This is a genomic window from Ochrobactrum teleogrylli, from assembly GCF_037482325.1.
GTDB classification, from domain to species: domain Bacteria; phylum Pseudomonadota; class Alphaproteobacteria; order Rhizobiales; family Rhizobiaceae; genus Brucella; species Brucella teleogrylli.
In genome coordinates this window covers 3,378,102-3,398,633 of the sequence record NZ_JBBHKQ010000001.1, presented here as the reverse complement: position 1 = coordinate 3,398,633, position 20,532 = coordinate 3,378,102, and the positions used below count along the sequence as shown (strand labels likewise).

Genomic DNA, 20,532 nt, shown 5'->3' with positions numbered 1-20,532 from the left:
CCGACCCCAGATCAACCATTGCGGCAGGTGCTGTTGTTCCATCTGCTTAACTGCATGAACGCCCGGCACACCTCCTGTTTATCCGGGCCAACACGCAGTCCCGGCTGCCATGCATGCGGTTTTGATTTGTCGCCTTCGACAGCCGCCATCCATGACAGAACCATGACAGTTTGGCATGAGTTTGGTGCAAAGTCGAATTTGTCGTGGTAGCATTTTCCAATCGCGAAAAATGTGATAAGGGCTTCGCCCGAAACGGGCTTGCGCAGCGCCTTGAACGAGGTTCGGCGCAGCCCGTAAAACTATTCAACAGAATGGGGTTCGCATGTCCGATCAGGAACAGGCCGAGATCAGGTTGGCCGTCGCACGTCTGAAACAGGAGCACGCGGATTTCGATGCGGCGATCAATGCGATGATTGCCGTCGGCTGCGACCAGTTGCGCGTCCAACGCATGAAGAAGAAAAAACTCGCGATCAAGGACAAGCTTCAGGAAATGGAAGATCAGGTCATTCCTGACATCATCGCCTGATCGCGCCTCATATCGAAAGCAAAGCCGGGGTCCGCCCGGCTTTATCATTTTTACCCACGCAATATCTCATCCGCGAAAGCATGAAACGGAGCAGGAAAGACCAATGAGCGTTACCGCCGACGTCGCCATTATCATGGGCAGCCAGTCTGATTGGGAAACCATGCGCCATGCCGCAGACACGCTGGAGGCGCTCGGTATCGGCTTTGACGCCCGTATCGTTTCCGCGCACCGCACGCCCGACCGGCTGGTGGCCTTTGCCAAGGGCGCGAAGGCCGACGGCTTCAAGGTTGTGATCGCTGGCGCAGGCGGCGCCGCACATCTTCCCGGCATGGCCGCCGCCATGACGCCGCTGCCGGTGTTTGGTGTGCCGGTTCAGTCCAAAGCTCTTTCCGGCCAGGATTCGCTCCTGTCCATCGTGCAGATGCCAGCTGGCATTCCCGTCGGCACGCTGGCCATCGGACGCGCTGGTGCCGTCAACGCCGCCCTGCTCGCTGCCGCCGTTCTGGCGCTGCACGACGATGCTCTTGCCGCCCGTCTGGATGAGTGGCGCAGCGCCCAGACCGAGAGCGTGGCTGAACGTCCTACCAATGAGGTCTGATATGGAAAAATCCGCACTCACATCCGGCGCAACGATCGGCATCATCGGCGGCGGACAATTGGGCCGCATGCTGGCCATGGCCGCAGCGCGGCTCGGCTTCCAGACGGTCATTCTGGAGCCACAGGCAGATTGCCCGGCGGCGCAGGTTGCCAACCGCCAGATCGTCGCCGCCTATGACGATCCGAAAGCGCTGGCCGAACTGGCCGCGGCTTCCGACGTCATTACCTATGAATTCGAAAACGTGCCGGTCAGCGCCGCAGACAAGCTTGCCGAGACCGCGATCGTCCTGCCGCCACCAGCGGCGCTGGAAATTTCGCAGGATCGCTTCAACGAAAAGCAGTTCCTCAATGAAAGCGGCATCGAAACCGCCCCCTGGCGTCTGGTCGATGACGAAGAAACGTTGATCGCAGCACTTGGTGCGCTTGGCGAACGCGGTATCCTGAAAACCCGCCGCCTCGGCTATGACGGCAAGGGACAGGTGCGCCTGACTTCGCTGGACGAAACAGCTGCCCATGACGCGCTGACCGCCATCAACAAGGCCCCGGCGATCCTCGAAGGGTTTGTCGATTTCGATCGTGAAGTCTCGGTCATCGCCGCGCGCGACCGCAGCGGCAATGTTGCCATTTTCGACATCGCCGAAAACGTCCATAAGGACGGCATTCTCTCGACATCGACCGTTCCTGCCCGCATTTCCGCACAGACGGCGGATGCTGCGCGGCAGGCGGCAGAGAAGCTTTTGCATGCGCTGGATTATGTCGGTGTTCTGGGGCTCGAATTCTTCGTCCTCAAGGACGGTTCGCTGCTCGCCAATGAATTTGCGCCACGTGTGCACAATTCCGGCCACTGGACGGAAGCCGCCTGCGCGATCTCGCAGTTTGAACAGCATATCCGCGCCGTTGCCGGGCTGTCGCTTGGCAATACGGACCGGCATTCCGATTGCGTGATGGAAAACCTGATCGGCAACGATATTGATCGCGTGCCAGCGATTCTATCGGAACCCAATGCCGTGCTGCATCTCTATAGCAAAAAGGAAGCTCGCGAAGGCCGGAAAATGGGCCATGTGACCCATATCAAGCCCCGCGCGCGCTAGGCTTTGTCGGGAATCTGGACGATTCCCGATGACTCCGCCCGCTGCGACAAGATTTTCAGGCTCCCGCCCGTGAATCTGCCGCGCAGGAGTTGACATTTACCCGAAACCTTGTGTATTTCGGCCAACCCTTCAGGCACATATACCGTGTCTGTAATCAATTGGCGCCTTGGGCGCTGTTTTTATGAAGCCCGGCGGCGTGTTCATGTCGATGGGCCAACCAGACCGGTGATTGACATGAAGATCAAGAACTCGCTTAAAGCGCTTAAGGGCCGTCATCGCGACTGCCAGTTGGTCCGCCGCAAGGGCCGCGTTTACATCATCAATAAGACTGCTCCGCGCTACAAGGCTCGTCAGGGCTAATCTTATTTTTGATTTTGCATTTGACGTTCCGCCGTGCATAGGGAAATCTATGCATATGCGGAACGTTTTTGCATGTCTGAAGATTTTTGCGACGGTTGCCGCATTCAGCGCGGCGACTTTGACCATTCACGGCGCACGCGCCGAGATGGCACCCGATAAGGCGCCATTGAACGCCCAGCTGACTGCTCCGCTCACGCCTGTACAGATCGGCGCAGACAGCGAGCAGAAGCCCTCCTCCTCGCAAACAGCCCCCGCCAAAGCGGCAGCGCCCCAGACGCCGGAAGAGCGTCTCGACAAGCTGTTTGCCGAGCTTCGCAAAACAACGGACGAAGCCAAGGCACGACGCATCGCATCACAGATCAATACGCTCTGGTCGCAATCCGGCAGCGCCACCATCGACCTTCTGGTCCAATGGGCGAACGCCGCCATGCTGGAACATCGCTATACGTCAGCGCTCGATTTCCTGAACGAAGCCATCGCTCTCAATCCGGATTATGCGGAAGCATGGAACCGCCGCGCGACGGTTTATTTCCTGCAAAAAGATTATGCTCACGCCATGTATGACATCAATCGTACGTTGGAGCTGGAGCCGCGCCATTACGGCGCCCTGACGGGCATGGCGGCCATTCTGCGCGTCCGTGGCCTCAAGGAGCAGGCCATGAAGGCTTATGAGCAGGCGCTGATTGTTTATCCGATGATGCGGGACGCCCAGAAAAATTTCAGCGATCTAGCCGATGAGCTGGCCGACACGCGCACCTAACACTACAGTTGCATTCTTTGTGATGCCGGTCTGCAAACAGACCTATCCCATAAAACAAAACGCGCCCCGGAAGGAGCGCGTTTTTTACTTATACGCAAGAGCACCGAAACTGGATGAGATTCGGGATGATGGTGTGCCGAAAATGATGGGGCTTTGAGACCCGGAGCGGAGCGTACATAAAGTACGTGAGCACCGGAAGCTCAAAGACGTGCCATTTGCAGGCCACCAGAGCCCGAATATCGCCAGTTTAGACGCCGGACTTTCCGTCGGCGCCTATATAGGCGATGCGGAGCATGTTGGTCGCACCCGGCGTACCGAAAGGCACACCGGCGGTGATGATGATGCGCGAACCGGCTTTACCGAAGTCTTCTTCGAAGACGATCTGGCAAGCGTGATCGACCATATCTTCCAGATCGTGGGCATCGGCGGTTACGACGCAATGCAGGCCCCAGACGAGCGACAGCTTGCGGGCGGTGTCGACGACCGGCGACAGCGCGATGATCGGTGTGCGCGGACGCTCACGGGCGGCACGCAGGCCGGTGGTGCCGGAAGCCGTGTAGGTCACGATGGCCGAGAGCTTCAGCGTTTCGGCAATCTGGCGGGCCGCAAGCGAAATCGCATCGGCACCGGTTGGTTCAGGTGCTGCGCGCTGCGCATCGATGATGGTCGAATAGGTCTGTTCCTGCTCAACCTGTTCGGCAATGCGGTTCATCGTGGCGACCGCTTCGACCGGGTATTGGCCCGATGCCGATTCAGCCGAAAGCATGATGGCGTCCGCACCTTCGAACACAGCCGTTGCAACGTCCGACACTTCGGCGCGCGTTGGCACCGGCGCGGTGATCATGGATTCGAGCATCTGCGTGGCCACCACAACCGGCTTGCCGGCGCGGCGCGCGCGGCGGGTGATCTGCTTTTGAATGCCCGGAACGCTTTCAAGCGGCATTTCCACACCGAGATCGCCACGGGCGACCATCAGGGCATCGGAAAGCTCGATGATCTCGTCAAGGCGTGTTACCGCCTGCGGCTTTTCGATCTTCGACATGATGCCGACCTTGCCGCGCGAAACCTTGCGCACTTCGGCCAGATCTTCCGGGCGCTGGATGAAGGACAGCGCAACCCAGTCGATTTCTTCCTTCAACACGGCATCAAGGTCCTTGCGGTCCTTTTCAGTCAGTGCGCCGACACCGAGCGTGGTGTCCGGCAGGCTGACGCCCTTACGGTCGGAGATGCGGGTGCCGGAAACGACCTTACAGCGGATGGACTTGCCGTCGGTGGCTTCAGCCACGAGATGCAGCTTGCCGTCATCGATGAGCAGGCGGTGGCCCGGCTCGACCGCTTCCAGAATTTCTGGATGCGGGAGAAAGACGCGGGTTTCGTCGCCGGGCGCTTCGTTATTGTCGAGCGTGAAGGTCTGGCCGGGAACGAGATCGACCTTTCCGTCCTTGAATTTGCCGACGCGCAGCTTTGGCCCCTGAAGGTCGGCGAGAATGCCGATCGGGCGGCCAATGGCCTTTTCCACATTGCGGATGCGCTTCACGAGGGTGCGCATCAGGTCATGGTCGGCATGGCTCATATTGATGCGGAAAACATCGGCACCGGCTTCAAAGAGCTTGCGGATGACGGCTTCCTCGCCAGACGCCGGACCCAGCGTTGCGAGAATCTTGACCTTGCGGTTGCGCTTCATTGACTATTCGTTCCTGTAACAGTGGGGGTTTCCGGCGGTGTTTCGTCTGCAAGCTGAACCATCCAGCTCGACTGTTCCCCGGTATCATATTCCTGGAAGCCGTTGCGCTGGAAGCCGCGCGCGTAGCAATCCTGCACGCCCGAGATGCGGAATTCCTTTTCCGCGACGCACATATTCACATTGCCCTGCCAGCGGCCGTCGCCTTGGGCATCCTCGGCATAGAGATAATAATAGCGCGACGTCAGCGGGCCTTCGATCAGCGTTTTGCAGGTCGAGCCTTCGATATGCCACCAGCCTTCCGTTACCCAGCCGGTCTTGGCCCGGTAACCGATGGAGACGCCGACAAGATTCTGCGTCGAATTACAGACGCGGAAATCGGCCCGCGCCTCCACAGAGGTCATGCCGAGCGCACCAAGCAACACGGCGGAAAATACAGCCAGGAAGTGTGGAAGTCGCATCCGCCGAACCCCTTCAGCCCGCAATCGCTTTTGTTTCACGTCTGGAAATCCCATTTCGGTCGCTCTCTTTTCGGCAGTTTCGCCGGTGATGTCAACGCAGTCCCGCCGAGAAGAAAGCACATGACGAAAGAATGATCGTTGCAATCCCGGCTTTCTCATGACAGACCTGAAACAGCTTCCCGCGCCCGATGAAAATCAATCCCGAATTGTTCCTGGGAATTCAATCCGTGTCGTTCGCAAAACCGTCAGCCACTTCGTTCTCGCCCGTTTACAGGATTGAAGGCGATTTTCGCCTCGGCCTGCTTCTGACCGCCGACCACGCACGGCGCGACGTGCCTGCCGAATACGGTAGTTTGGGTCTGGAAGAAAGCGAATTCGACCGTCATATCGCTTATGACATCGGTGTCGAAGCCCTGACGCGGGCATTGGCTGGCCGCCTTCAGGCGCCCGCAGTGCTTGGCGGCTTTTCCCGTCTGCTGATCGATCCCAATCGCGGCGAGGATGACCCGACGCTCATCATGCAGCTATCGGATGGCGCGGTTATTTCCGGCAATTATCCGATGTCGGCGGGTGAGCGGGAAGATCGGCTGACCCGTTTTTACCGTCCCTATCATGAGGCTGTGACGGAAATGAGTGCCCGCGTGGAACGCGAAAGCGGACATGCGCCCTTCATCGTATCCATCCATTCATTCACACCGCGCTGGAAAGACAGGGCCCGCCCCTGGCAGATCGGCCTACTGTGGGACAAGGACAACCGCGCCGTCGCGCCGCTTCTGTCGCTGTTGCGCGCCGAGCCCGGTCTGGTGGTCGGCGACAACGAGCCCTATGACGGCGCATTGCGCAACGACGCCATGTATCGCCACGCCACGGTCAAGGGCTTTGCCCATGTGCTGATCGAGGTGCGGCAGGATCTGATCGCAGACGAGGCCGGAGCGGTGGAATGGGCGGAACGGCTTGCTTCGATGCTGCGGCAGATCAACACGCTCGACGGCATGCACGAGGTCCGGCATTTCGGCTCGCGCACCGGCACGGTGGCGTGAACCACCGCTTTTCCACAGTGTTCCACACTCTTCCACAAGGTTTGGCCCCATAAATCGTGCCGGGCATCGAAAAGGCTCTTAATTTTGCCCGCGACTCGCGGGAAAACCGGTGCAGAATTTCAGACATGCGAAATCGTGCCTCCGCGTCGTTCGCACCCATCAAGACAAGAATTGGAGAAGCCGCGTGAGCGACGACATTACCAGCGAAGCCCAAACCATTGCCGTCGGCCAATTGCGTGCCTTCATCGAGCGCATTGAGCGCCTCGAGGAAGAAAAAAAGACCATCGCCGACGATATCAAGGAAGTTTACGCGGAATTGAAGGGTTCGGGGTTTGACAGCAAGGTCGTGAGGACCATTATTCGTCTGCGTAAAAAAGAAGACCATGAACGTCAGGAAGAAGAAGCGATGCTCCAGCTCTATATGGACGCGCTTGGCATGGGCTGACCCAAAGCTCTACCCGGAGCTTTTACCCCTTCTTCCTGAAATCGGAACCCGGCGGATCACGCCTGATTCGCATTCAGAGGAAGGGGATTGGGTCCATGGAATATAAGAAGCTCGGACGTACCGAACTGAAAGTTTCGCCGCTCTGTTTCGGCGGCAATGTCTTTGGATGGACGGTCGATGAAGCGACGTCGTTTTCGCTGCTCGACCGTTTTGTCGATGCAGGCCTGAATTTCATCGATACGGCGGATGTCTATTCCGCCTGGGCAAATGGCAATGTCGGCGGCGAATCCGAAACCATCATCGGCAACTGGCTGAAATCCCGCGGCCTGCGCGACAGGGTCGTCATCGCCACCAAGGTCGGCTCGGAAATGGGGCCCGACGAAAAAGGCCTTTCTCCCGCTTATATTCGCAAAGCCGTGGACGCCTCCCTAAAACGGCTGCAGACCGACTATATCGATCTTTACCAGTCCCATTGGGACGATCCTGAAACACCGTTCGAAGATACGCTCGGAACCTATAAAGAGCTGATCGATGCGGGCAAAGTGCGCGCCATCGGCGCGTCCAACCTGACGCCGGAGCGGCTGACGGAAGCGCTGGACGTTGCAAAACAGCACAACCTGCCGCGCTACGAAACCTTGCAGCCGCTCTATAATCTTTATGACCGGTCGGGGTTCGAGGATGGGCTGGAAGCCATCTGCCGCGACAATGAAATTGGCGTCATTCCCTATTACGCGCTGGCCGCCGGTTTTCTGACCGGCAAATACCGCTCTGCCGACGATCTTGGCCAGAGCGCTCGCGGCAAGTCGGTTGAGAAATATCTGACGGATCGCGGATCGCGGATCATCGCCGCGCTGGACCAGGTGGCCCGCAGTGTCGACGCCACGCAGGCGCAGGTGGCCATCGCCTGGCTGGTTGCTCACCCGTCGATCACTGCGCCGATTGCCAGCGCCACGCGCCTGACCCAATTAGGAGAACTGATCAGCGCCGCCGAGCTGAAGCTCAGCAAAAACGATCTGGCCCTGCTCAACAAGGCAAGCGCTTAAAAGTCCTATCCAGTTGGCATATATGTCGGCCAGGATGAGGCGAAAATGGTGATTTCCGAGACCCGGAGCGCAGCGTACTCAATGTACGTGAGCACCGGAAGCGTCGCAAATTGCCATTTGCAGACCATCCTCGTCGACATATCGGCAGGTTCGATTAACCTTCAATCTCCTCGCGCAGCATTTCGAGTTCCAGCCACTCTTCTTCCATGGCCGCGTTCTCACTGCGCTTCTTTTCCAAAAGATCGGCAGTCTTAGCAAATAGCGTCGGGTCCTTGGCATAAAGCTGCGGATCGGCAAGTTTGCCTTCGAGCACGGTGATTTCCTTGCCCAAGGCGTCCATCTTGCCCGGCAGCGTTTCCAGCGCGAATTTCTGCTTGTAGGAAAGTTTGCGCTTTTCCTCACGCTTCGGCTGCGAAGCCTCGTCACCGCTGTCGTCGCTCTTATCGCGGGCAGTCGCTGTCTTCACGTTGCGACGCTCCAGCGCCTGTTCCTTGCGCTGCGCCATCATGTCGGCATAGCCGCCCGCATATTCCAGCCAGCGGCCATCGCCTTCCGGCGCAATCACCGATGTCACGGTGCGGTCGAGGAAATCGCGATCATGGCTGACCAGAATAACCGTGCCCGGAAAACCCGCCACCAGTTCCTGCAACAGATCCAGTGTTTCCATGTCGAGATCGTTGGTCGGTTCGTCGAGGATCAGCAGATTGGCCGGACGGGCCAGCACACGGGCCAGCATCAGACGCGCTCTTTCGCCACCGGAAAGCTCGCGGATCGGCGTGCGTGCCTGTTCCGGCTGGAACAGAAAATCCTTCATGTATGAAACGACATGGCGCTGCTCGCCATTGATGACGAGGTTCTCCCCACGCCCATCGGTCAGATAATGCGACAGCGTCTCATCCAGATTGAGACTGTCGCGCTTCTGGTCAAGCTCGGCCATTTCCAGATTGACGCCCAGCCGAAGCGTACCGGAATCCGGCGCAAGTTTGTCAGTCAGAAGCGAAAGCAGCGTGGTTTTTCCGGCACCGTTCGGTCCAACCAGACCGATCCGGTCGCCCCGCTGCACGCGGGTCGAAAAATCCTTGACCAGCACGCGGTCGCCATAGGCCTTGTTCAGCCCCTTGGCCTCGATCACCAGCTTGCCGGATTCCTTGGAATCACTGGCGGTCAGAACCGCCGTGCCTTGCGCCTTGCGGTGGTTGCGGAAATCGGCGCGCATGGAATGCAGTTCGCCAAGGCGGCGCATATTGCGCTTGCGGCGCGCCGTCACGCCATAGCGCAGCCAGTGCTCTTCACGGGCAATCTGGCGGCCAAGCTTGTGATGATCGCGCTCTTCCTCTTCCAGAACCTTGTCGCGCCATTCCTCGAAATGACCGAATCCCTGCTCCAGACGGCGTGTGATACCACGGTCAAGCCAGACGGTCGCGCGGCTGACATTTTCCAGAAAGCGACGGTCATGCGAGATCAGAACGATAGCCGAACGGATCTGGCGCAACTCGCCTTCCAGCCATTCGATCGTCGTCAGATCGAGATGGTTGGTCGGCTCGTCCAGCAAAAGCACATCAGGCTGCGGCGCGATCACACGCGCCAGCGCTGCGCGGCGCGCTTCGCCACCTGAAAGATGATCCGGATTTTCTTCGCCGGTCAGGCCCAGATGCTCCAAAAGATAGGTCACGCGATGCGGATCGTCGGTCGGTCCGAGCCCTGCTTCGACATAGGCGCGCACGCTGGCAAAACCGTCCATGTCCGGCACCTGCGGCAGATAGCGAATGGTCGCGCCCGGATGCTTGAACACTTCGCCCGAGGTCGGCTCGACCATGCCTGCGGCGATCTTCAACAACGTGGATTTGCCAGAACCATTGCGCCCGACCAGCGCGATGCGGTCGCCCTCGCTCACCGAAAGGCTCGCATCCTCCAGAAGCGGCGTGCCGCCGAAGGTGAGCTTGATCTGGTCTAGACGAAGGAGCGGTGGTGCCATGGTTCTTCTGAGGCTTTCTGGGCGGTTCGCGCGATGGGCTTTGAAATTCCGCCCTGCTTGTCCGCGACAAAAGCCGTTCTGTCAAATGGATCGATAGGAAAGAGGCATGAAAAACAAACAGGCCGGGTTTCCCCGGCCTGCCGTGATTGGTTTTCAAGCCTAAGCTGGCTCAAGCTCTGCGAGCTTGCCGAGCTTAGTGGCGCGAACTTATTGGCAACGCGCTTCGTAGATGCGGCCGTAATTGTCACGATAGCGGCAGTACTGCACGCCATTGCGCGACTGGGCAGCGCCCACCAGCGTACCGGCGACAGCGCCGATCGCTGCACCCGTGAGAGCGCCACGGCCATTGCCGCCAATTGCACCACCGGCGAGAGCGCCGATTGCTGCACCGCCAACGCCGTAACCAGCCGTACGCTGTTCGTTGGTCGTGCAGGCTGCTGTTGACAAAGCGAGCACCCCGGCAACCGCAATCATGGAAAGACGTGATTTCATCAAACAATCTCCTGTCAAAGTTGACATTTCAGGTGCCGATTTTGCGTCCCCAATTTCGGCGTTAGCGAATTTACCCGCTTGCTGCATTTGAAATACGTTTCGCTATCGAGCGTCAAGCCTTTTCAATCGGTAAGGTTAGCGGCACACTGTTGGCGTGTTCAGAACTTAAGTTTGCGACAAGTATCGCTAAGCCAGAACGCACAGTAATACGAAGTGTTCCACGCACTATATTGGAAACAGTCCACGAAGAACCAAAAGGCAAGGTCACGTTGTCTAACGGCCACTCGGCATTTGTGATTGAAAGTCCGTCCAAAGCCGAGAAACTGATGACGCTGAACAGCGTACCATCTGGAAAATCATAGGCAAATTCGCCGGATGTCACCGGCCAGGCTTCTTCCGCACCGCTGGAAAGAAAGACGTTCCGCCCCTTTTCCGCCTGCGCCGTCGCCATGGTGAGATGCAGAAGCGTGTGATCGGTGCGCTGTCCGCCGAAAGCGCCGCACAAAATGGCGCGCGTTGCGCCACGGGCAAACGCTTCCTCGAAAGCCAGTTCGCCGTCCGTCATGTCCTTGGCGCGGGGAAATGTCTTTTGCGGCACATGCGCATATTGTTCAACGAGCGCTTGTGGCGTCGAATCGAAATCGCCAAGCCAAAGTTCTGGCTCGACGCCCAATGCCGCCGCATGACGAATGCCGCCGTCGGCGGCAAGAATGCGCGCGCCAGCTATCTGCTGCCGCAGCCGTTCGGTTACGGCGAGATCGCCGCCGAGAAGGATGACGAATGTGCTCATAAGTCGCTCATATCATGGGCGAATCGTAGCCGGAAGTCCGTTGTGCCCGACTTGTCGATGGTTTTGCCTCTCTTGCCCTTCACGGCCTGACATATTAATGTCGCAACGCTCTAACGGGGTGCCATCGGCGCAAGCAGATGGCTGAGAGGCTTTTCAAAAAGCCAACCCGCCGAACCTGATCCGGTTTGCACCGGCGGAGGGATTAGATGCTGCTCTGCGGCACGATCCCGAAAAGTTGCAGCTTCAAGTTCCAACCTTTCGGTGATGATTGTGTTCCTGAACCCAAGCGGCGCTATATCCTTTTAACTTGATGAAAGGACGTGCCGTTATGCGGCTGTTATCTTTGCTGGCCTTCTCTTTCGCGGCAGCGGTAAGCCTTACGCCCGCAGCGCAGGCGAAAGACAAGCTCACCATCTACACCTATGACAGTTTCATTTCCGAATGGGGCCCCGGTCCCAAGGTGAAGGAAAGCTTCGAGAAGGATTGCGACTGCGAGATCAACTGGGTTGCTTCCGCCGATGGCGTAGCGCTGCTCAACCGGCTGAAGCTTGAAGGCGGCAACACCAAGGCCGATATCGTGCTGGGTCTCGACACCAATCTGACCACGGAAGCGCGCGCCAGCGGCTACTTTGCGCCAAGCGGCATCGATCTTGGCAATGTCAGCGTGCCGGGCGGCTTCAAGGACGATATTTTCGTACCCTATGACTATGGCTATTTCGCCGTCGTCTATGATTCGGAAAAGCTGCCCAATCCGCCCAAGAGCCTGAAAGAACTGGTCGAAGGCGACCCGTCGCAGAAGCTCGTGCTTCAGGACCCGCGCACCTCGACGCCCGGCCTCGGCATGCTGTTGTGGATTAAGTCCGTCTATGGCGATCAGGCGGACGACGCCTGGCAGAAGCTGCAAAAGCGCATTCTCACCGTCACGCCGGGCTGGTCGGAAGCCTATGGTCTCTTCACCAAGGGTGAAGCGCCGATGGTACTCTCTTATACCAGTTCGCCCGCCTATCATGTCATCGCGGAGAAGACGGATCGCTACAAGGCGTTGGCCTTTCCGGAAGGCAATTATCTGCAGATCGAACTGGCCGCCCAGACGACGACCGGCGCCAAGAACCCGCTGGCGCAGAAATTCCTCTCCTTCATGACCGGCCCCGGCTTTCAGGATGTGATTCCCGAAACCAACTGGATGTTCCCGGCAGGCAAGACCTCGACGCCGTTGCCCGCCGCATTCGACGCTTTGCCGAAACCGGAAAAGACCCTGCTCATTCCATCCGACGAGGTTGCGAAGAACCGCAAGGCCTGGGTCGATGAATGGCTGGCAGCCACCAGCAAATGATAAACGCTCCGGCAAGCAAAGCTACGCACCCCACCCCCGCGATGAAACCCATCGCGGGGGCTTTGGCGTTGGCTTTCCTTGCCGTGCTGGCCGGTGGTGCGCTCGTCGCACTTGCCTTTGAGGCCAGCGGCGGCTTCGATGCCGCCGCAAATTTCGATGCCTATCTCTGGCGAACCGCCCGTTTCACCATCACACAAGCCATCGCATCCAGCCTGCTTTCGGTCGCCTTCGCGATCCCCGTTGCCCGCGCCCTCCATTCGGAAGCGCATTTTCCCGGACGCGGCCTTATCCTGCGGCTTTTCGCTCTGCCGCTCGCACTGCCTGCCCTCGTCGCTGTGCTGGGTGTGACCAGTATTTATGGCCGCAACGGCCTCATCGCCCATATATCAGACACTGTGGGATACCCTTTCCAGCCGGATATCTATGGCATTACCGGCATTTTGATCGCGCATGTGTTCTTCAACATGCCGCTGGCAGTGCGGCTCATCCTCGCCGCCTATGAATCGATACCCGCCGATTACTGGAAACTCGCGGCCCAGCTTGGCATGGGCAACCGCGCCCGTTTCCGGCTGATCGAGTGGCCCGTCATCCGCCGCAGCCTGCCCGGTATGGCGGGGTTGATCTTCATGCTCTGCGTGACGAGCTTCACCACCGTGCTGACGCTCGGCGGTGGCCCGCGCGCCACAACGCTGGAAGTGGCGATCTATCAAAGCCTGCATTTCGATTTCGACCCGGCGCGTGCGGTTGCGCTCACCGCCACCCAGCTCGGCCTGACCTTGTTGATCCTGCTGGCCTTGCGTCTGACCGGCCGTCCTTCCGAAGAAGGCTTTACCCACACGGCAACACCACGCCGCTACGGCAGACCTTCCGGGGGCGAACGCCTGTTCAACATCGTCGCCATTCTCATCGGCTTTCTTTATGTCGCCTTGCCGATTGCCGGCGTGGTCGTGTCTGGCCTCGCTGCCGACCTCGCCCGCCTGCTCAGCGAAGAGACCGTCTGGCGCGCAATTGGCACCAGCCTTGCGCTCGGCTTTTCCGCCGCCACTTTGTCGGTTATCCTTTCATTGGCGCTGGTTTCAGCGCGGGAAGCGGTCAGGAGCAACCGGATAGCCAGCCTGTTCGATACGGGCGCGAGCCTCATTCTCGTCATGCCGCCCATCGTGATCGGTGCAGGATGGTTCATCCTGCTTCGCCACATCACCGATCCCTTCACAATTGCGCCGGTGATGGTGGTGACGGTCAACGCGGCCATGGCCATGCCTTTTGCCGTTCGCCTGCTGCGCCCTGCCTGGGATACGGCAGCAGCGCGCCACAACCGGCTTTGCGCCCAGCTTGGTATTCGGGGCTTCAACCGGCTGCGGCTCATCGACTGGCCGTCGATCCGCAAGCCTTTCGGCATGGCCTTCGCTTTCGCCATGGCGCTTTCCATCGGCGACCTTGGCACAATCGCACTGTTCGGCAGCGATGCGCTGATGACCCTGCCCTATCTTCTCTTGCAGCGCATGGGCAGTTACCGCACATTCGATGCCGCCGGTCTGGCGCTCATTCTGGGGCTTCTCTGCCTTGGTCTGATGATGCTTGCCGACCGTGCTGCCATACCCCGGAAAGTGAATTCCAACGCATGACTGCATCCGCCGACATCCGCCTTACCGACGTGCGCTTCAGCTATGGCGAAACCGCAATGCGCTTCGACCTGACGATCGCGGGCGGCGCCATTGCGGCCATTGTGGGCCCAAGCGGCTCCGGCAAATCCACGCTTCTGAACCTCATTGCCGGTTTTGAGACGCCCTCATCCGGCACCATTGCCATCAGCGGTGTCGATGTGACCCGGCTGCCGCCGCCAGAGCGCCCGGTTTCGATGGTGTTTCAGGAAAACAACCTGTTTGCCCATCTCACCGTGGCGCAAAATATCGGCCTTGGTCGCGCACCAAACCTGAAACTGACGGATAGTGACCGCGCAGCCATCGCCGAAGCGCTGACCCGCGTCGGCCTCAAGGACAAGGAGCAGCGCAAGCCGGAAGCCCTGTCCGGTGGCGAACGCCAGCGTGTGGCGATTGCCCGCGCACTTGTTCGCGAACGCCCGGTGCTGCTGCTGGACGAGGCCTTTGCATCGCTTGGGCCAGCATTGCGCCATCAGATGCTCGATCTCGTCAATGAATTGCGCCGCGAAACCGGCATGACTGTGCTGATGGTTACGCACACGCCGGAAGATGCGCTCTATCTCGATGCGCAATTGCTGTTCATCGAAAATGGTGCGGTTGCGGCGCAAGGCCACGCTCGCGACCTCCTGTCGGAGACTGGACCTGAAGCGCTGCGGCGCTATATCGGTGACAAGCGCGGGTAAATCTCAAATAGAGTTACGGGTGCGGACATATTTTGTTCGCAATCCGCCCGGAAGAACCGTATTCAACTCTATTGGGCCGCTTGTACGTCTGCTGGTCTGTGACTAGATTTGCGGACGACCTGATGATCTATGAATCGCGAGGATAAAATACTGTTCCGTCACAAGACCCGTATCCGGGCCTCCCTGTGTCTTCCAGTCTCCCTGCCAGAACGGGCGCAGCGCAATTGGCGGAAAGCAGCCATTGGCTTTGGCTTGTTTGCTGTCGCCCTGATTTCCGGCTGCCAGTCGATCAATTCCAGCAAGGATCTCGGCTTGCAGCCATCGGACAATCCGGTGACGGTCGATAATGTGACGCGCAACGACAAGCTGGCGCAGATCGGCGCGCAACAGCATCCGCGCATCCTCGCCACCTATGGCGGCGAATATAAGGACCAGCGGCTGGAGCGCATGGTTGCGAAGATCGTGGGGAAGCTCACGACCGTTTCCGACAAGCCGGAGCAGACCTACCGCATCACCATTCTCGATTCGCCCAACATCAACGCCTTTGCCCTGCCCGGCGGCTATCTCTATGTGACGCGCGGACTGCTGGCGCTCGCCAATGATTCCTCGGAAGTCGCAGCCGTGATCGCCCATGAGATGGGCCATGTCGTCGCCAATCACGGCATTTTGCGGCAGGAGAAGGAAGCGGAGACAGAGATCGCCGGTCGCGTGGCCAGCGAAGTGCTGCATAATGAATCCGCCAGCCGTGAAGCGCTCATTCGCGGCAAGCTGCGGCTTGCCCAGTTCTCGCGCAATCAGGAACTGCAAGCCGATGCCATCGGCATCAAGATGATCGGCGAAGCGGGGTATGATCCATTCGCCTCGGCCCGTTTCCTGCAGTCGATGGAAGCCTATACCGGTTTCCGTTCCGTATCGGGCGCGACCGATGCCAGCCTCGACTTCCTCGCGAGCCATCCCGCAACGCCGCAACGCATCGAACTGGCGCTCGGCCATGCCCGGCGTATCGGCGCGCCGGGCGTCGGTACAACCGACCGTGATTCGTTCCTCAATGGCATTGACGGGCTGCTTTACGGCGACTCGCCCAATGAGGGCTATATTCGCGAACAGACCTTCATCCATCCGAAGCTCGGCGTAACGTTCCGCGCGCCTGACGGCTTCACCATCGACAATTCCGCCACCGCGGTCATGGCGAGCGGTCCGGGCGAAGTGGCGATCCGGTTTGACGGCGCATCCCTGCCATCCGGTTCCAGCCTCACCGATTATATCAAATCGGGCTGGGTCACGGGGCTGGATGAAAGCTCCATTCAGTCAACCACCGTCAATGGATTGCCAGCCGCAACTGCACGTGCCGCTGCCGACCGCTGGCAGTTCGACATCGTGGTGATTGGCGCAAACGACAAGGTCTATCGTTTCCTCACCGCCGCGCCAAAGGGCAGCACCGCGCTGCTTCCGGCCTCGCAGACGGTGACGCAGTCCTTCCGTCTTCTGACACCTGCCGAGCAGAACGCCATCAAGCCGCTGCGCATCCGCGTTGTGACGGTGAAGCCGGGTGACACCATGGCGAGCCTTTCGTCACGGGTTCAGGGCACCACGCGCAAGCTGGAACTGTTCCGCCTGCTCAACGCTATGCCAGCCGGCGCCACCGTCTCGGTCGGCGACCGTGTGAAAATCATCAGTGAGTAACATGGAAACCCGCATCGACGCCTTGCTTGCAGGCCAGATCGCTCCGCTCGGTCCGCGCACGCCAAGCGCCATCGACAAGCGCCCCGTCACCGGCAAGGTCCGTGTCACATCGGTCGGGCTGGATTGCGATAAGCAAGGCGACCGCAAGGTGCATGGCGGGCCGGAAAAGGCGCTGCATCATTATCCACGCGATCATTACGCCCTGTGGCGCAAGGATATCGGCGACAATCACCGCCTCGGCGCAGCAGGCGCTTTTGGCGAGAATATTTCCACCACCGGCCTCGATGAACACAATGTCGCTGTTGGCGACCGTTTCCGTTTCGGAACCGCGCTGGTCGAAGTGTCGCAAGGACGTCAGCCCTGCTGGAAGCTTAATGCGCGTTTCGAAACGCCGGACATGGCAATCCGCGTCCAGAAGACCGGACGTACCGGCTGGTATTATCGCGTCCTGGAAGAAGGGGAAGCGGAGACTGGCGACAGCATAGTGCTGGTCGACCGTCTTTCACCGGAATGGTCGCTGCACCGCGTCTGGCATCTGCTTTATGTTGATATGCTGAATTACGACGAGCTGGCGCTCATGGCCAATATCCCGCATCTGGCTGATAGCTGGAAGCGCTATGCTGTCCGCCGTCTGGAAAACCGCAAGGTCGAAGATTGGACAAACCGCCTCGAAGGCGACAAGTCCTGACCTCAAAAGAAAGGGCGGTCGAACCGCCCCTTTTCTGGCGTTGCCTGATTTATCCTCTTCTCAAGCCTGATAGGCTGCCAGTTCATGCTGGCTGAGCAGAGCAATCTTGAGCTTTTCCAGCGCGCGGCTTTCGATCTGGCGCACACGTTCCTTTGAAATACCGAGCTTTTCGCCCAGCGCCTCCAGTGTCACGCCATCATCGTCCAGACGCCGCTCGCGGATGATGTGCAGCTCGCGCTCATTGAGCGAGTGCAGCGCCACATGCAGCCACTGGTTCCGGCGTTCCATATCGATGGAGCTTTCGGCAACTTCATCCTGAAGCGGATGATCGTCGACCAGAAAGTCCATGCGCCGCGAAGCCCCGGACTCATCATTGTTGACCGGAGCGGACAGTGAGCTGTCAGGCCCGGACAGGCGACTGTCCATAAACTCCACATCGGTCGCCGAAACGCCAAGCTGATCCGAAATCTCGCGATAGATTTCGGCCTTGGTCATGCTGTCGTCAGCCTGGGCAAGTTTCGAGCGCAGACGGCGAAGGTTGAAGAACAAGGCTTTCTGGGCCGAGCTCGTGCCCCCGCGAACGATGGACCAGTTGCGCAGAATATAGTCCTGCATGGATGCGCGGATCCACCAGGAAGCATAGGTCGAGAAGCGCACCTCCCGGTCCGGGTCGAAACGGGCGGCGGCCTCCAGAAGACCGACATAGCCTTCCTGAATGAGATCATTCATCGGCAGCTTGAACTTGCGAAAACGCCCGGCCATGGAAATCACAAGGCGCATATGCGCGGATGTGATGCGATGCAGGGCATCCTGGTCTTTCAATTCTTTCCAGCGAATGGCGAGAGCCCGCTCCTCTTCGCGCTCCAGATAAGGAGCCGACATTGCGCTGCGGATCATGGATTGGGAGGATGAGGCTGGCGTTGGGAGATTACGCGCAGCCGGAAGCATGCGAGGTGCGGGAACTGCGGAAGAACTGCTTATTGATGACGGCTTCATCTGGTTCTCCTGTTCTGAACTGGCACCCTTCTGGACGCCAGGCTGAAGGATATGCCAGTTACACGAAGAACAATTGAACACTTACATAAGTCGTTCAGAACGCCCTCTCGGAACAGTCTTGAGGCACACGTTCAAACGCCGCAAAACAGACCCATTACGAACTGGTATCTTTTCACAACGCGCGAAAAGCGATCTGGTTCCCTTCGAAAAGTATAAATATCTGACAACGCTGACAAAAGCCGGCTGGGGTAAACAATCGCTTGAGAAAACAATTCCACTTTGAAGCAAATATCCGTCACCGCCAGCATAATCCGACCAGCATGATATGAGGCGCTTTGAACAGCACAAATAAAAAACCCGGCTTTCGCCGGGCTTTTTAAACATCAAGAAAAGCAAAACTTATGCAGCTTCGACTTCATCGTCTTCAAGGTCGGCTTCAGCATCGGCCTTGCCGCGCTTCGGACCCTTGGCCAGATTGGCTTCGATCAGACGGACAGCTTCGGTATCCGACAGCTTGTTGACGGCTGCGATTTCGCGAGCCATGCGGTCGAGCGCAGCTTCATAAAGCTGGCGTTCCGAATAGGACTGCTCCGGCTGGTTTTCGGCGCGGAAAAGATCGCGCACGACTTCCGAAATCGAGATCAGATCGCCGGAATTGATCTTCGCATCATATTCCTGCGCGCGGCGCGACCACATGGTACGCTTCACACGAGCACGACCTTGCACCACCTTCAGAGCACGCTCCACATAATCCGTTTCCGACAGCTTGCGCATTCCGATGGTTGCAGCCTTGGCGACCGGAACCTTCAGACGCATCTTGTCTTTTTCAAAATCGATCACGAAAAGTTCAAGCTTGTGACCAGCCACTTCCTGCTCTTCGATCGCCACGATCTGACCAACGCCATGAGCCGGATACACAATCGACTCACCGGTCTTGAAACCACCACGGATTGCGGATTTTTTCTGCTGGGATGACATACGCTTCAATACTCCCTGTTGTGCCCGGCGCGACCCGCCGGTTGACACATGATACCCGACCGCACTTCTGAGAAGCGCGGAAGCTGTTGTCGGCACCAGAGCAAGTCGATCTCATAAGCAGATCGGCACTCTGAGCCGCTGTTAGGCGCATTTATGCGGCGTCAGATGCTTTTCATCTGACTGCAACATGCGATGAACCGGAAACGCCTCTAACGGCAGATTTTCTCTAACGGGCAAGAAAAGGAGCAGGAACGGAATGGTGTTGCGGCGCATAAAACCGCCCTGAGAAGCCAACAACTTTTCAGGACCTTGCGTTTGATCGCAATCATCCACCCCGGTGCCAATTTTAGCCCGGTAAAAAACATCAGCCTTTCTGAGAAAAACGCTTTTGCGCCACGAATTGACGTCCAGTCACCGAAATTATTGGTGCAGGCTAACACAATTTCGCGAAAGAATCAACAAATTGCCAGATATGTCCCGTCTGGCAACTCAATACACCTGTTTTGCCGGTGCTTTCCCGTGATTTTATTCGTCTTTTGCCGCCTTCGTGTAGAAAAAGCAAGTGAAAGGCAAAGCTAATCTACATGCGATGACAAGACGATAGACGGGCCTTTGGGCCTAGTCGCCGCTGCCGGGCTCCGGGGAGAAATGGTTTTCGAGCTTGCCCGTGACGCCGTCCATTTCCTTGGCTTCCGGCATGGCATCTTTCTTGACGGTGATATTGGGCCACTTCGCCGCATATTCCGTATTCAGCTCCAGCCACTTGTCGAGGCCAGGCTCAGTATCCGGGCTGATCGCTTCGGCAGGGCATTCAGGCTCGCACACGCCGCAGTCGATGCATTCATCAGGATTGATGACGAGCATGTTCTCGCCTTCATAGAAGCAATCGACCGGACAGACCTCGACGCAGTCCGTATATTTGCAGCGAATGCAATTATCGGTCACGACATAAGTCATCGTCGAACTCCTGTTACCGCCCCTCTTCCCGAGTGGAGGCTTGTCTATCCTGTTTATTTGCGCCGATATTTCGACAGGTCCATGGGAATGGCTGCGTCACGGAATATCTCGCCACGACATCACGACCCATGGAGCAATCCCGGATCATCCGACCCTTTTCATCGCCATGTTCTTCGTGACACAGCGTGAGGTAGCGATTTTATCTCTCTCTGACAAGGGTGCAATCGCCGCATTGTAAGCATAGGCCAGACAGCAGAAACGGCTTTTCGTCTCAACCCCTAAGCGTAGAAAA

The 20,532-nt window shown here is 58.4% G+C and carries 22 protein-coding genes and 1 riboswitch; of the genes, 14 read left to right on the top strand and 8 right to left on the bottom strand.

What is annotated here, in order from left to right; translation table 11 throughout:
* Positions 1-322 precede the first annotated feature (322 nt).
* The 5 genes from WIX40_RS15860 (at position 323) to WIX40_RS15840 (ending at position 3,334) form a co-directional block, all read left to right on the top strand.
* Positions 323-526: a YdcH family protein gene (locus WIX40_RS15860; RefSeq protein WP_078339590.1), complete on the top strand. Its 204-nt coding sequence runs from the start codon at positions 323-325 to the stop codon at positions 524-526.
* 103 nt (positions 527-629) lie between these two features.
* Positions 630-1,124 (top strand): 5-(carboxyamino)imidazole ribonucleotide mutase, encoded by a 495-nt coding sequence (gene purE, locus WIX40_RS15855; RefSeq protein WP_109369775.1) that lies wholly within the window; start codon positions 630-632, stop codon positions 1,122-1,124.
* A 1-nt stretch (position 1,125) separates the two neighbouring features.
* Positions 1,126-2,214: a 5-(carboxyamino)imidazole ribonucleotide synthase gene (locus WIX40_RS15850; protein WP_339440600.1), complete on the top strand. Its 1,089-nt coding sequence runs from the start codon at positions 1,126-1,128 to the stop codon at positions 2,212-2,214.
* Between the two features lie 234 nt (positions 2,215-2,448).
* The gene (gene ykgO, locus WIX40_RS15845; protein ID WP_010661422.1) at positions 2,449-2,574 is read left to right on the top strand and encodes a type B 50S ribosomal protein L36; all 126 of its coding nucleotides are present in this window, start codon (positions 2,449-2,451) and stop codon (positions 2,572-2,574) included.
* Between the two features lie 37 nt (positions 2,575-2,611).
* Positions 2,612-3,334 carry a tetratricopeptide repeat protein gene (locus WIX40_RS15840; RefSeq protein ID WP_109369777.1) on the top strand — a complete coding sequence of 241 codons (723 nt, stop codon included), beginning with the start codon at positions 2,612-2,614 and terminating at the stop codon, positions 3,332-3,334.
* A gap of 247 nt (positions 3,335-3,581) precedes the next feature.
* Here WIX40_RS15840 and pyk read toward each other — a convergent pair whose 3' ends face one another.
* Both pyk and WIX40_RS15830 read right to left on the bottom strand, forming a co-directional pair.
* Complete coding sequence (gene pyk, locus WIX40_RS15835) at positions 3,582-5,018, bottom strand: pyruvate kinase (RefSeq protein WP_109369778.1); 1,437 nt, start codon at positions 5,016-5,018, stop codon at positions 3,582-3,584.
* Positions 5,015-5,476, bottom strand: coding sequence for a DUF1036 domain-containing protein (locus tag WIX40_RS15830; protein WP_109369779.1), 462 nt, complete (start codon positions 5,474-5,476; stop codon positions 5,015-5,017). Before WIX40_RS15830 ends, pyk begins: the two co-directional genes overlap by 4 nt.
* Before the next feature lie 188 nt (positions 5,477-5,664).
* On the opposite strand from WIX40_RS15830, the gene WIX40_RS15825 reads away from it, so the two are divergent.
* The 3 genes from WIX40_RS15825 (at position 5,665) to WIX40_RS15815 (ending at position 8,004) form a co-directional block, all read left to right on the top strand.
* Positions 5,665-6,516, top strand: a complete 852-nt coding sequence (locus tag WIX40_RS15825; RefSeq protein WP_339440596.1) for an N-formylglutamate amidohydrolase — start codon at positions 5,665-5,667, stop codon at positions 6,514-6,516.
* Between the two features lie 184 nt (positions 6,517-6,700).
* Entirely contained in the window at positions 6,701-6,961 is a 261-nt protein-coding gene (locus tag WIX40_RS15820; protein ID WP_061348000.1) for a DUF2312 domain-containing protein, read from the top strand.
* A 95-nt stretch (positions 6,962-7,056) separates the two neighbouring features.
* Complete coding sequence (locus WIX40_RS15815) at positions 7,057-8,004, top strand: aldo/keto reductase (protein WP_109369781.1); 948 nt, start codon at positions 7,057-7,059, stop codon at positions 8,002-8,004.
* Between the two features lie 154 nt (positions 8,005-8,158).
* Here WIX40_RS15815 and WIX40_RS15810 read toward each other — a convergent pair whose 3' ends face one another.
* The 3 genes from WIX40_RS15810 to WIX40_RS15800 form a co-directional block, all read right to left on the bottom strand.
* Positions 8,159-9,979, bottom strand: coding sequence for an ABC-F family ATP-binding cassette domain-containing protein (locus WIX40_RS15810; protein WP_109369782.1), 1,821 nt, complete (start codon positions 9,977-9,979; stop codon positions 8,159-8,161).
* A gap of 207 nt (positions 9,980-10,186) precedes the next feature.
* Positions 10,187-10,471 carry a YMGG-like glycine zipper-containing protein gene (locus tag WIX40_RS15805; protein ID WP_109369783.1) on the bottom strand — a complete coding sequence of 95 codons (285 nt, stop codon included), beginning with the start codon at positions 10,469-10,471 and terminating at the stop codon, positions 10,187-10,189.
* A gap of 112 nt (positions 10,472-10,583) precedes the next feature.
* On the bottom strand, positions 10,584-11,261 hold the full coding sequence (locus tag WIX40_RS15800) for a thiamine diphosphokinase (RefSeq protein ID WP_339440590.1): 678 nt from the start codon (positions 11,259-11,261) through the stop codon (positions 10,584-10,586).
* Between the two features lie 104 nt (positions 11,262-11,365).
* A riboswitch (TPP riboswitch) is annotated at positions 11,366-11,480 on the top strand.
* A gap of 109 nt (positions 11,481-11,589) precedes the next feature.
* On the opposite strand from WIX40_RS15800, the gene thiB reads away from it, so the two are divergent.
* The 5 genes from thiB to WIX40_RS15775 all read left to right on the top strand — a co-directional run bounded on the left by thiB (position 11,590) and on the right by WIX40_RS15775 (position 17,309).
* Positions 11,590-12,594 carry a thiamine ABC transporter substrate binding subunit gene (gene thiB, locus WIX40_RS15795; RefSeq protein ID WP_339440588.1) on the top strand — a complete coding sequence of 335 codons (1,005 nt, stop codon included), beginning with the start codon at positions 11,590-11,592 and terminating at the stop codon, positions 12,592-12,594.
* Positions 12,570-14,219 (top strand): thiamine/thiamine pyrophosphate ABC transporter permease ThiP, encoded by a 1,650-nt coding sequence (gene thiP / locus WIX40_RS15790; protein ID WP_371834135.1) that lies wholly within the window; start codon positions 12,570-12,572, stop codon positions 14,217-14,219. The genes thiB and thiP overlap by 25 nt, the downstream gene beginning before the upstream one ends.
* On the top strand, positions 14,216-14,938 hold the full coding sequence (gene thiQ / locus WIX40_RS15785; protein ID WP_339440585.1) for a thiamine ABC transporter ATP-binding protein: 723 nt from the start codon (positions 14,216-14,218) through the stop codon (positions 14,936-14,938). Before thiP ends, thiQ begins: the two co-directional genes overlap by 4 nt.
* A gap of 252 nt (positions 14,939-15,190) precedes the next feature.
* Positions 15,191-16,621 (top strand): cell division protease CdlP, encoded by a 1,431-nt coding sequence (cdlP, locus tag WIX40_RS15780; protein WP_109370315.1) that lies wholly within the window; start codon positions 15,191-15,193, stop codon positions 16,619-16,621.
* 1 nt (position 16,622) lies between these two features.
* Entirely contained in the window at positions 16,623-17,309 is a 687-nt protein-coding gene (locus WIX40_RS15775; protein ID WP_339441062.1) for an MOSC domain-containing protein, read from the top strand.
* Between the two features lie 60 nt (positions 17,310-17,369).
* On the opposite strand, the gene WIX40_RS15770 is transcribed toward WIX40_RS15775, so the two are convergent.
* The 3 genes from WIX40_RS15770 to fdxA form a co-directional block, all read right to left on the bottom strand.
* Positions 17,370-18,305, bottom strand: coding sequence for an RNA polymerase factor sigma-32 (locus WIX40_RS15770; RefSeq protein WP_121538603.1), 936 nt, complete (start codon positions 18,303-18,305; stop codon positions 17,370-17,372).
* 399 nt (positions 18,306-18,704) lie between these two features.
* Positions 18,705-19,283: a CarD family transcriptional regulator gene (locus tag WIX40_RS15765; RefSeq protein ID WP_109369790.1), complete on the bottom strand. Its 579-nt coding sequence runs from the start codon at positions 19,281-19,283 to the stop codon at positions 18,705-18,707.
* A gap of 618 nt (positions 19,284-19,901) precedes the next feature.
* Entirely contained in the window at positions 19,902-20,240 is a 339-nt protein-coding gene (gene fdxA, locus WIX40_RS15760) for a ferredoxin FdxA (RefSeq protein ID WP_109369791.1), read from the bottom strand.
* Positions 20,241-20,280: 40 nt separating this feature from the next.
* Here fdxA and WIX40_RS15755 point away from each other — a divergent pair, with 40 nt between their 5' ends.
* A complete protein-coding gene (locus WIX40_RS15755; RefSeq protein ID WP_124915889.1) occupies positions 20,281-20,478 on the top strand; it encodes a hypothetical protein in 198 nt (65 codons plus the stop codon).
* The last annotated feature ends 54 nt before the right edge of the window (positions 20,479-20,532 follow it).